General features: G+C 74.6%; 9 protein-coding genes. 3 read left to right on the top strand and 6 right to left on the bottom strand.

Annotation, left to right across the window (positions count from 1 at the left end; genetic code table 11):
• Positions 1-80: 80 nt before the first annotated feature.
• Positions 81-584: an NUDIX domain-containing protein gene (locus tag A949_RS0124765; RefSeq protein ID WP_019358736.1), complete on the bottom strand. Its 504-nt coding sequence runs from the start codon at positions 582-584 to the stop codon at positions 81-83.
• A gap of 140 nt (positions 585-724) precedes the next feature.
• Here A949_RS0124765 and A949_RS0124760 point away from each other — a divergent pair, with 140 nt between their 5' ends.
• On the top strand, positions 725-2,170 hold the full coding sequence (locus tag A949_RS0124760) for a glyceraldehyde-3-phosphate dehydrogenase (protein ID WP_019358735.1): 1,446 nt from the start codon (positions 725-727) through the stop codon (positions 2,168-2,170).
• Between the two features lie 339 nt (positions 2,171-2,509).
• Positions 2,510-4,729, top strand: a complete 2,220-nt coding sequence (locus tag A949_RS0124755; protein WP_019358734.1) for an NADP-dependent isocitrate dehydrogenase — start codon at positions 2,510-2,512, stop codon at positions 4,727-4,729.
• Between the two features lie 126 nt (positions 4,730-4,855).
• Here the strand turns inward: A949_RS0124755 and A949_RS0124750 are convergent, their stop codons facing one another.
• Together A949_RS0124750 and A949_RS0124745 are read right to left on the bottom strand one after the other, a co-directional pair.
• Positions 4,856-5,755: a DUF1206 domain-containing protein gene (locus A949_RS0124750; protein ID WP_019358733.1), complete on the bottom strand. Its 900-nt coding sequence runs from the start codon at positions 5,753-5,755 to the stop codon at positions 4,856-4,858.
• A 129-nt stretch (positions 5,756-5,884) separates the two neighbouring features.
• A complete protein-coding gene (locus A949_RS0124745) occupies positions 5,885-7,207 on the bottom strand; it encodes a DUF5685 family protein (protein ID WP_019358732.1) in 1,323 nt (440 codons plus the stop codon).
• Between the two features lie 320 nt (positions 7,208-7,527).
• On the opposite strand from A949_RS0124745, the gene thrS reads away from it, so the two are divergent.
• Positions 7,528-8,802, top strand: coding sequence for a threonine--tRNA ligase (gene thrS / locus A949_RS0124740; RefSeq protein WP_019358731.1), 1,275 nt, complete (start codon positions 7,528-7,530; stop codon positions 8,800-8,802).
• A 121-nt stretch (positions 8,803-8,923) separates the two neighbouring features.
• On the opposite strand, the gene A949_RS0124735 is transcribed toward thrS, so the two are convergent.
• From A949_RS0124735 to A949_RS0124725, 3 genes are read right to left on the bottom strand one after another with little or no spacing between them, the layout of a single operon-like run.
• Positions 8,924-9,727 (bottom strand): (2Fe-2S)-binding protein, encoded by an 804-nt coding sequence (locus A949_RS0124735; RefSeq protein WP_019358730.1) that lies wholly within the window; start codon positions 9,725-9,727, stop codon positions 8,924-8,926.
• Entirely contained in the window at positions 9,724-10,566 is an 843-nt protein-coding gene (locus A949_RS0124730; RefSeq protein WP_019358729.1) for an ABC transporter ATP-binding protein, read from the bottom strand. Before A949_RS0124730 ends, A949_RS0124735 begins: the two co-directional genes overlap by 4 nt.
• The gene (locus A949_RS0124725; protein WP_026005000.1) at positions 10,563-11,561 is read right to left on the bottom strand and encodes a FecCD family ABC transporter permease; all 999 of its coding nucleotides are present in this window, start codon (positions 11,559-11,561) and stop codon (positions 10,563-10,565) included. The genes A949_RS0124730 and A949_RS0124725 overlap by 4 nt, the downstream gene beginning before the upstream one ends.
• Between the last annotated feature and the right edge of the window lie 12 nt (positions 11,562-11,573).

The following is an 11,573-nucleotide window of genomic DNA, read 5'->3' as shown; positions in this document are numbered from 1 at the left end:
GGGAACCGGCCGCTCCCGCGTCGCCGCCGGGGCGCCGCATCGCTACGCCGCCCGCGGGGAGCCGTCCTGCGGTGGGGGCGTCACCAGCCGTGGAGTCCGATGCCGGGGCCGTCGGCGAGGTCGAGGCAGCCGCGCAGGACGGTCGCGGCGCTGGGCAGCAGCGGTTCGGGAAGGGCTCGGGGGTCGGCCCAGCGCACGTGGGCGTGTTTGTGCGGTTCGCGGTTCCCGGGCGTGCCGGACCAGCTGCGGGCGGCGAAGACGACGCTGAGGAAGCCGTGCGGGAGACCGGCTCTCGGGGCGCCGTGGGTCAGATGCGCGAGGCGCAGCTGCTCCGGCCGGACGGTGAGACCGGTCTCCTCGGACAGTTCGCGCACCGCGGTGCCGGTGACCGGCTCGCCGGGTTCGGCCTTCCCTCCGGGGAGGTCCCACATGCCGGACGCGAACGAAGCCCCCGGACCGCGCTGGAGGAGCAGGACGCGGCCGGTGTCCGGGTCGTGGACGAGGACCGCTGCCACGAGCAGGGTCAGGGACCCCGGTGCGTTCGGCAGGGCCGGGGGCTCGTCGGGCGGCGGTGCGGGAGACATCGGCACTTCTCTTCCCTTCTTCCCTCGGTACGGGCGGCGGGGCGGTCCGCAGTCGTCCGGCCCTTCGTCCGGCCGCTCGTCCGGGGCCGCTCTGCAGACGGGTTAGCATATGAGCGCCGCCTAGCTCGAAAGATAGATCTGTGACTGTCAACGACGACGTGTTCACCAACTGGAAGCACCGCGAGGAGATCGCGGAATCGATGATCCCCATCATCGGGAAGCTGCACCGGGAGCGGGACGTCACCGTCCTGCTGCACAGCCGCTCCCTGGTGAACAAGTCGGTGATCAGCATCCTCAAGGCCCACCGCTTCGCGCGGCAGATAGCCGGGGAGGAACTGTCCGTCACCGGGACGCTGCCCTTCCTCCAGGCCCTCACCGCGCTCGACCTCGGCCCCTCCCAGATCGACATCGGGATGCTCGCCGCGACCTACCGGAACGACGACCGCGGCCTGTCCGTGGCGGATTTCACGGCGCAGGCCGTGGCCGGTGCGACCGGCGCCGACAAGATCGAGCGCCGGGCCTCCCGGGACGTGGTCCTCTACGGGTTCGGCCGCATCGGCCGCCTCCTCGCCCGTCTGCTCATCGAGAAGGCCGGGTCCGGCAACGGCCTGCGGCTGCGCGCCGTCGTCGTCCGCAGGGCCGCCGGTCAGGACCTGATCAAGCGGGCCTCGCTGCTGCGCCGCGACTCCATCCACGGGCAGTTCCAGGGCACCATCACCGTCGACGAGGCGAACAGCACGATCATCGCCAACGGCAACGAGATCAAGGTCATCTACTCCGACGACCCGACGTCGGTGGACTACACGGCGTACGGCATCAAGGACGCCGTCCTCATCGACAACACCGGCAGGTGGCGCGACCGCGAGGGGCTCTCCCAGCACCTGCGCCCCGGCATCGACAAGGTGATCCTGACCGCGCCCGGCAAGGGCGACGTGCCCAACGTGGTGCACGGCGTCAACCACGACATGATCAAGCCGGACGAGCGGATCATCTCCTGCGCGTCCTGCACCACCAACGCGATCGTCCCGCCGCTGAAGGCGATGGCGGACGAGTACGGGGTGCTGCGCGGTCACGTGGAGACGGTCCACTCGTTCACCAACGATCAGAACCTGCTGGACAACTACCACAAGTCCGACCGGCGGGGGCGTTCGGCGCCGCTCAACATGGTCATCACCGAGACCGGCGCCGCCTCGGCCGTCGCCAAGGCGCTGCCCGACCTCGAGGCGACGATCACCGGCAGTTCGATCCGTGTCCCGGTGCCGGACGTCTCGATCGCCATCCTCAATCTGCAGCTGGCCCGCGAGACCAGCCGCGCGGAGGTGCTGGACCACCTCCGCGAGGTCTCGCTGACCTCGCCGCTCAAGCGGCAGATCGACTTCACCAGCGCCCCCGACGCGGTCTCCAACGACTTCATCGGCTCGCGTCACGCCTCCATCGTCGACGCGGGCGCCACCAAGGTCGAGGGCGACAACGCGATCCTCTACCTCTGGTACGACAACGAGTTCGGCTACTCGTGCCAGGTCGTCCGGGTCGTCCAGCACGTCTCCGGAGCGGAGTACCCGACCTTCCCGGCCCCGGTGGCCTGAACCGGCCGCGGAGCCGGACCGGGTCCGCCCGGCCCCGGCCCCGGCCCCGGCCCCGGCCCGGTCGCCCGGCTCCGGCGCCGGCCTTCGCCCCGACCCCGGCCCGCCCCGACATCCGTCGGCGCGGGCCGGTGCGGGTCGCGGCCACCGGTCTCCGGGCCGGACGTGCCGCACGCCGGCGCTGGTGGGGCCGGGTGCCGCGGGGCGGTGTCGCACGGGGGTGCCCCGGGTGGCGGCCCGGGCACCCGGCTTCCGCGCGGCCAAGCGCGGGCCGCTTCACCGCGCCGCCCCGTCACGGGATATCTTGATATCGAGACGATGTAGACGCGAAGCGGAGTAGCGGTGACTGACTCGACCATCATCTATACGCACACTGACGAGGCCCCGGCCCTGGCGACGTACTCGTTCCTGCCCGTGGTCGAGGCGTACGCCTCGACGGCCGGCGTCGCCGTCGAGAGCCGCGACATCTCCCTGGCCGGCCGGATCATCGCCGGCTTCCCCGAGCGGCTGGAGGAGCACCAGCGCATCGAGGACGCGCTGGCGCAGCTCGGCGAACTGGCCAGGACCTCGCAGGCCAACATCATCAAGCTGCCGAACATCTCGGCGTCCATCCCGCAGCTCAAGGCCGCCATCGCCGAGCTGCAGGAGCAGGGCTACGCGCTGCCGGACTACCCGGACGACCCGCGGACCGAGGAGGAGCGGGAGGTGCGCGCCCGCTACGACAAGGTCAAGGGCAGCGCCGTCAACCCGGTCCTGCGCGAGGGCAACTCCGACCGCCGCGCGCCGGCCTCCGTCAAGAACTACGTCAAGGCCAACCCGCACCGCATGGGAGCCTGGCGCGCCGACTCGAAGACGAACGTCGCGCACATGGACGGTGACGACTTCCGCTCCACCGAGAAGTCCGCCGTGCTGGCCCAGGACGGTGCGCTGCGGATCGAGCTGCACGGCGACGACGGCTCCACCACGGTGCTGCGCGAGTCGGTGCCGGTGCAGGCCGGTGAGGTCGTCGACGCCGCGGTGATGCGGGTCGCCGCGCTGCGCGAGTTCCTCTCCGCGCAGGTCGGCCGGGCCAAGGCGGAGGGTGTGCTGTTCTCGGTGCACCTGAAGGCGACGATGATGAAGGTGTCCGACCCGATCCTCTTCGGGCACACCGTGCGCGCCTTCTTCCCGAAGACGTTCGCCACCTACGGCGACCAGCTCGCCGCGGCCGGGCTGACCCCCAACGACGGTCTGGGCGGCATCTACAAGGGCCTGGAGTCGCTGCCCGAGGGCGACAGGATCAAGGCGTCCTTCGACGCCGAGCTGGCCCAGGGCCCGGACCTGGCGATGGTCGACTCGCACCGCGGCATCAGCAACCTGCACGTGCCCAGCGACGTCATCGTGGACGCCTCCATGCCCGCGATGATCCGCACCTCGGGGCACATGTGGAACAAGGACGACCAGGAGCAGGACGCGCTCGCGGTCATCCCCGACAGCAGCTACGCGGGCATCTACCAGGCCGTCATCGAGGACTGCAAGGCCAACGGCGCCTTCGACCCGGCCACCATGGGCTCCGTGCCCAACGTCGGCCTGATGGCGCAGAAGGCCGAGGAGTACGGCAGCCACGACAAGACGTTCGAGATCCCGGCGACCGGCACCGTGCGGGTGCTCGACGACGCGGGCGAGCTGGTGCTGGAGCAGGCCGTCGGTGAGGGCGACATCTTCCGGATGTGCCAGACCAAGGACGTGCCGATCCAGGACTGGGTCAAGCTGGCCGTCACCCGCGCCCGCGCCACCGGCGACCCGGCCGTCTTCTGGCTGGACGAGACCCGCGCCCACGACCGGAACCTGATCGGGAAGGTCCGCGAGTACCTGCCGCTGCACGACACCGAGGGCCTGCGGATCGAGATCATGTCCCCGGCCGACGCGATGACGTTCTCGCTGGAGCGCATCCGCCGCGGCGAGAACACCATCTCGGTCACCGGCAACGTGCTGCGCGACTACCTGACCGACCTGTTCCCGATCATGGAACTGGGCACCAGTGCCAAGATGCTCTCCATCGTTCCGCTGATCAACGGCGGCGGGCTCTTCGAGACGGGTGCGGGCGGCTCGGCGCCCAAGCACGTGCAGCAGCTCGTCAAGGAGAACTACCTGCGCTGGGACAGCCTGGGCGAGTTCCTCGCGCTGGCCGTCAGCTTCGAGCACCTCGCGCACAAGACGGGCAACGCGCGCGCCCGGATCCTCGCGGACACCCTGGACCGCGCCACCGGCACGCTGCTGAACGAGAACAAGTCGCCCAGCCGCAAGCTCGGCAGCATCGACAACCGCGGCAGCCACTTCTACCTCGCCCTGTACTGGGCGCAGGAGCTGGCGGCGCAGACCGAGGACGCGGAGCTGGCCCAGGCGTTCGCGGAGCTGGCCGGGACCCTGGCCGGGCAGGAGCAGACGATCGTCGACGAACTGCTGGCCGTCCAGGGCGCGCCCGCCGACATCGGCGGCTACTACCAGCCGTCGACGGAGAAGGCGGCGGCCGTGATGCGTCCGTCGAAGACCTTCAACGAGGCGCTGGCCGCGCTGCGCTGACCTGGTACTCGCCCACCACGGGGCCCGGGACCGGCCGACGCCGCTCCCGGGCCCCGCGGTCGCCGCGAGGACGCCGGGTGTCCCCGGGGCCCGAGGTTCCTCGCCCGGCCCCGGCCCGCGCCGGGGTCAGGTGCTGCGCCAGCGCGCCACCGCGAACGAGAAGAGCCCGAAGAGGACGAGCCCCACCGCCACGGCCACCAGCAGCCACGGCCCCGCCGGGGTCTCGGCGAAGGCGCGCAGGGTGTCGTCCATCCCCTTGGCCCGTTCGGGGTCGTAGGCGACCGCGGCGCGGACCAGGAAGCCGCCGGCCGCGGCGAACACCAGACCGCGGGCGAGCCCGCCGGCCACTCCGGTGGTGTCCACGAACTTCCGCTGCCGCGCGGACATCCGGTGGGTGCGCAGATGCTTGTGGTATTTCCGCAGCGCCGCGCGCCCGCCCAGCACCACGCCGCCGATCACCACCGCGGCGCCCGCGGCTCCCACCAGCCACTGCCCGCCGGGCAGTCCCAGCGCGTCGGCCGTCACATCGCGCGAGCGCTTGTCGGAGGCGCCGCTGCCGCTGCCCTTGTCACCCGTGGCGAAGGCCAGTACGGAGTACGCGACGAACGTGTAGAAGGCGGCCCGCGCCCCGGAGGCAAGGCGCTTGGTCGCCTTGTCGCCGTCCGGCCCCGCGGCGCCCCAGACCGCTTCGGACAGCCGCCACAGCGCCATGCCGGCCAGTGCGAGGCCCAGCGCCCACAGCAGCAGGCCGCCGAAGGACTGCTCCGCCACCTGCTGGAGCGCCCCGCCCCGGTCCGCCTGTTCGCCGCCCTTCCCGCCGGTGAACGCCACCTGCACGGCCAGCATCCCGACCAGCAGATAGGTCACGCCGCGTCCGGTGAATCCGGCCCGCGCCGCGCCGCTCAGCACCGGCCGCGCCGTGGACCTGGCCTGCCGTGTCGCCTTCCCGGTGCCCGGCTTTGCCCTGCCGCGGAATCCGCGGAACCGGCCGCCCGGCTTGCGGCGTCTCGGAACGCTGATGTCCATGGATCCTCCCCATCGTCCGCGGACGGGTGCCCGCGGACGGCCATGGGAACCGCGCCAGTTCCTCCTCGGCTCCGGTCGGGGCCTGCGCGGCCGGCGGGCAGGAAGGGCGGGGGAGCGGGGGCAGCGCCCTCAGCAGTCGCAGCCGCAGCCGTCACAGCCGCACCCGTCGCAGTTGCCGCAGCAGTCACAGCAGTCGCAGCAATCCCCGCAGTCCAGGCACCCCTCCCGCTTCTTGCGGGACCAGGGGCCCTCGTACTCCGAGGCGCAGCACAGCCGGCAGGTGCAGCACAGGCCGACGAAGGCCGCGCAGCCCGCCCAGAAGCCGCGCGGCGGCCGCTGCCGGCCCGGCCCGCGGTCCCCGGAGCCGCCCGGGCCGCCGGTGCCGCCGCCTCCGTCGCCGCCCGGGCCGCCCGCGCCCGCGAACGGATTCCCGGGGCCGTTGAGGTTGTGCGGCGCCTGACCGTAGGGCGGCCGCCCCGGCTGCTGCTGCCCGTCCGCCTGCTGTCCGTACGGCTGCTGTCCGTACGGCTGCGGGGGCGGGCCGGTGTCCCCGTGCGGGCCCGCGACCGCCGCCGCTCCACCGGAGTGCGCGCACGCCGCCGTGCCGAACGCGCGGTCCACGGCGCGCGGCACCTCGTGCGCCAGCAGGGCGTGCGCCAGCCCCCGGTCCGCGAAGTCCACCGCGCGCAGCGCCCGCCGGATGCCGCGTGCCGCCTCGTCGCACACCTTCCGGGCCTCGGCCGGGGTGGTGCCGGTGGCCGCGAGCGGATTCCAGGCCCCCTCGGCGGCGTCCGCCGCACGGTCCTCGACCGCGTCCAGCAGGTGCGCGAGCTGTCCGAAGAGACGGCCCGCCTCGGCGAGCGGGGCCGCGTTGCCGGGGCGGCCGGCGAGGGCCGCCGTGTGCGCGAAGGCCGCCGCGGTGGCCGTCGCGGTCGGCTCGGTCACGGTCGCCAGCGGAGTGCCGGGGCCCGCGGCGCGCTCCACGTCCGTCTGCCGCTCCACTGCGTCGACCAGCAACGCCGTGTCGAATCCCAGCGCGCCGCCGGTTCGGGCACCGGCCCGGTCCCAGCCCGCCGCGGTCCGGCGGGCGGCGGCGGCCAGCGGACGGCGGCGCAGCACCCCGTCCCCGTCGGCTATGTGGTCCCGTATCTTCGCCGAGGCGAGGACCAGGGACACCGAGGCCGCCAGCCGCGCGCCCGCACCCCGGGCGACCGAGGCGGTGCGCATGCCCCGCAGCGGGCACGGTCCCGCGGTGCGGCGCCGGGAGGCGGCGGTCCCCGCCTGCGCGTCGGTCAGCACGGAGACCAGCAGCCCGTCATAGTTCGTCACGATCCGCGCCAACTGGCCGTGGCCGTCGCGCAGTGCGAGGCAGAGGCCGCACAGATGCGCCGTCCACTCGGCCCTGAGCGCCTCCGGCAACCGGTGCCTGCAGGGCCTGACGATCCCGAACACATGCTCCCCCGTACATCGATCGACTGCCGCGGTGCCGCGCGCAGTGCCGCGATGCTATCCACCGCCCGGACCGGCGCCCCCGGAACCCCGGACGGCGGGACGCCCTGGACGGGGCGGCCCGGCCCCGGAAAACCGGCGGACGGACGCGGCCCGCGCTGCTACGTTGCCCGCATGCAGCAGCGCGCCGTACAGACCGCCAGGACGACGACGCCGGACGAAGTCCCGGCGCGCTGACCGACGTACCCGTCAAGCCCCGGGCCGAGTGCCCGGGGCTTCGTCGTCCCCCTCGGGCGCGGCCCGTGCCCCCGAGGGAGGACCCCATGACCGCAGCCCACCACGACCACCGCTCGCTCGGCCGCGAGTTGCAGCTCTTCGGCACCGATCCGCTGATCGGCGCCGGACTGCCCTACTGGCTGCCGGACGGCGCCACCGTCCGGCACGCGCTGGAGGAGTACATCCGGGGCGTCGAGCGCCGCGCCGGGTACCGGCACGTCTGCTCGCCCGTCCTCGGCAAGCGCGAGCTGTACGAACTCTCCGGCCACTGGGACCACTACGCCGACGACATGTTCCCGCCCCTGGAGCGACGCGCGGGGAACGCCGCGGGGGACCCGGCGGAGGACGGTGCGGGGGAGGGGTCCGGGGAAGTGCTGGTGCTGCGCCCCAGCCTGTGCCCGCACCACGCGGTGATCTACCGCTCCCGCCCGCACAGCTACCGCGAACTGCCGCTGCGGATGGCCGAACTCGGCACCATGTACCGGGCCGAGCGCTCCGGAGTGCTGGGCGGACTCACCCGGGTACGTGCCATCCAGCTCAACGACGCGCACATCTTCTGCACCCTCGACCAGGTGGCGGCCGAGGCCGGGGCGGCACTGGAGCTGATCCGGGACGCCTACCGGGCGCTCGGCATCGAGGCGGCCCGCCACCGGCTCTCGCTCCCCGCGCCGGGCGGCGACCGGCTGCCCGGCCCGGACGCGTGGCGGCGGGCCACCGCGCTGCTGACCGAGGCGCTGGAGGACGCCGGGCTGCCGTACGAGGCGGCGGAAGGGGAGGCCGCCTTCTACGGGCCCAAGATCGACGTGCAGATCGCCGACGCGGCGGGCCGGGAGGCCACCCTCTCCACCGTCCAGGTCGACCTGCACCAGCCCGAGCGCTTCGACCTGTGCTACACCGGCGCGGACGGCGCCGCCCACCGGCCGGTCATGGTGCACCGGGCCGTCATCGGCAGCGTGGAGCGCGCGGTGGCGCAGCTGATCGAGGTGCACGGGGGCGCGTTCCCCGCCTGGCTGGCGCCCGTCCAGCTGGCCGTGCTGCCGGTGTCCGAGGCGGAACTGCCCGCGGGTGAGGCGTTCGTGCGGCGCTGCACCGCCGCGGGGCTGCGTGCCGAACTCGCTCCGCCCGGGCGCGGCAGTCTGGGCGCCCGGGTACGGGAGGCCCGCCGGGTCCCCTACCAGGCGGTGCTCGGCCGCCGGGAGGCCGCCGCCGGGCGGATCGCGGTACGGCTGCGGGACGGTCGCCGGCTCGATCCGCTGCCGGAGCACGAGGTCCTCGCGCGGATCGGCGCACTGGTGGAGGGGCACAGCACCGAGCTGTGGTGACGACCCGCCCCGACTCCTGCCCCCGACTCCTGCCCCCTGCCCCCTGCCCCCTGCCCCCTGCCCCGGCTGCCGGCGGCCCGGCTCGGTCCGTCGGGCAGTGCCGTCCGGCCGTCCGGCCGGCTCAGCGCGCCGCGTAGGCGCGCAGCCGGTCGGCGCGCGGGGTCAGGCAGCAGCTCGCGCAGCGGACGGCTTCCGCGCTGGTGTAGTAGAGGCAGCAGGTGTTGCGGAGGTAGCGCAGTCGGCGGCTCCCGTCGGCCCCGGTGACCTCGGCGAGGTCACCGAGCCGTGCCAGCTCCGGCCGCGGGCCGACGAACTCCGCCCAGCGCCGGGCCGACTCGTCGGGCGGGCGGGCCGCGGCGGCACTCAGCGCGGTGGCGCAGCCGTGGGCCACTCCGCCGTGCAGCTGCCGCAGCCCGGCACGGGTCGCCCCGCGCAGCGCGGCGGCGAGCGGCAGCAGATGGGAGTCCAGCACGGCCTCGTGGAGCGCCGCGAGCGTGCCGGCCGGTTCGGCGGAGGGTGCCGCGAGCAGCCGCGGGGTCCGCAGCCGCACGCCCGCGATCCCGTGGCCGCCGGGCCGCACCAGGACGTTCCGCGGCCGCACGTCCCACACCCGTCCGTCGAGCGCCCAGCCGAGGAGTGCCGCGGCCGTCACCCGCCCCGCGTACACCGCGATCAGGGTGAGCGCGGCCGCGTGTGCCGAACGGTGTCCGCTGCCCCGCCACTCGGCGGTCAGCAGCCGTTCCAGTTCGGCGCTTTCCGCGCTCAGCAGACGGTCCGCGGGCAGCCACGCCCCGGCGGCGCTCTCCGCGGGCGGCGGCTCGCCCGGCAGCATGTGGTAGCGGGGCCCGTGCGCCGAGGCCAGGTCCGTCAGGGCGCACAGCGCCGTCAGTTCGTCCAGCTCGGCCGGCCCGCCCGCGCCGGTCATCCCCGCGCCCCTTCCCGCGGCTCCTGCGCCTCCCCCGGCTCCGGCAACCCCCTCGGCTCCCGCGGCGGCAGGTACACCACCGTCGGCGCACCCGTCCGCGGATGCACCTGCACCTCGGCCCGCACTCCGTACACCTCGGCCAGCAGCCCCGGGGTGAGCACCTCCTCCGGCGTTCCGTCCGCCACGACCCGGCCCGCCTCCAGTACGTACAGCCGGTCGCAGAAGTACGCGGCGAGATTGAGGTCGTGCAGCGCGAGCAGACCGGTGGCGGGCAGGTCCCGGACGAGCGCCAGCAGCTCCCACTGATAGCGCACGTCCAGATGGTTGGTCGGCTCGTCCAGCACCAGCAGTCCGGGGTCCTGCACCAGGGCGCGGGCCACCAGCACCCGCTGCCGCTCGCCGCCGGACAGCTCGTCGAAGGGCCGCCCGGCCAGCGCGGCGGCCCCCGTCCGCTCCAGCGCCTCGGCGACCCGGGCCGCGTCCGCTGCGGTGTCGCCCTCCCAGAACCGCTTGTGCGGGGAGCGGCCCATCGCCGCGATCCGGCCCGCGGTCAGCCCGAACCCGCCGCCCGCGTCCTGCGGCACGGCCGCCACCCGCCTCGCCCGGGCCTTGACGCTCAGCGCCGCCGCGTCGTGGCCGCCCAGCGTGATCCGGCCGCCGGTGGGGCGCAGCGTTCCGTAGACGCACCGCAGCAGGGTGGTCTTGCCGCTGCCGTTCGGCCCGACGACGCCGACGGTCTCGCCCGGCGCGGCCCGCAGGCGCACCCCGTCCAGCAGGACGCGTCCCTCGGCCGCCCGGTAGGACACCTCCTCGACGTCCAGGGCGTGCGGCGCCGTCACCCCAGCACCCCCTCGGTGCGTCGGGTGCGGCGCAGCAGCCACAGGAAGAACGGCCCGCCGGTGAGGGCGGTCAGCACGCCGACCGGGATCTCCTCGGGCGCCGCCACCGTGCGCGCCGCCAGATCGGCCAGCACCAGGAAGGCCGCGCCGCCCAGCGCCGCGACGGGGAGCAGTGCCCGGTGCCCGGCGCCGACCGCCATCCGCGCCGCGTGCGGCACCATCAGTCCGACGAAGCCGATCGCGCCGCTCACCGTGACCAGCACCGCCGTCACCAGAGAGGCCAGGACGAACGAGGCCGCGCGGAAGCGTCCGGTGTCCAGTCCCAGAACGGTGGCGCCCTCCTCGCCGACCAGCAGCAGGTCCAGCGGCCGGGCCAGCGCCAGCAGCAGGGCGAGCCCGGCGCCCAGCACCAGCGCGGGCAGCAGCAGGGTGTGCCAGCGTGCCTGGCCCAGACCGCCCAGCGTCCAGAAGAGGATGGCCCGCAGATGCTCGTTCTCCGCCGAGGTCACCAGCACCAGGCTGGTCAGCGCGGAGAGCACGTACTGCACCGCGACTCCGGCCAGCACCAGCCGTCCCGTCGTCACCGCCGCGCCGCTCCGCGCCATCGCGTAGACCGTCACCATCGCCAGCAGCGCCCCGGCGAAGGCGCCCGCCTGCATCGAGACCGCCCCGACACCCAGGACGACGACCAGGACGGCGCCCGTGGAGGCGCCCGAGGAGATGCCCAGCAGATACGGATCGGCCAGCGGGTTGCGCACCAGCGCCTGCAGCACCGCGCCCACCAGCGCCAGTCCGGCGCCGACGACGGCCGCCAGCAGCACCCGCGGCAGCCGCACATCGAGCACGATGGTGGTGAACGGGCCCGGCTGCGCCCGGCCGGTCAGGGCCGCCAGCACGTCGGCGACCGGGATCCGGGCCGCGCCGAGCGCCAGCCCGGCCAGTGCCCCGGCGACCAGGAGGGCGGCCAGCACTCCGCACACCAGGGCACACCGCAGCGGAGCGGCGGA

The sequence above is a fragment of the Streptomyces sp. AA1529 genome (genome assembly GCF_000280905.1).
Taxonomy (GTDB): domain Bacteria; phylum Actinomycetota; class Actinomycetes; order Streptomycetales; family Streptomycetaceae; genus Streptomyces.
This window is presented reverse-complemented; position numbering and strand designations above follow the sequence as displayed.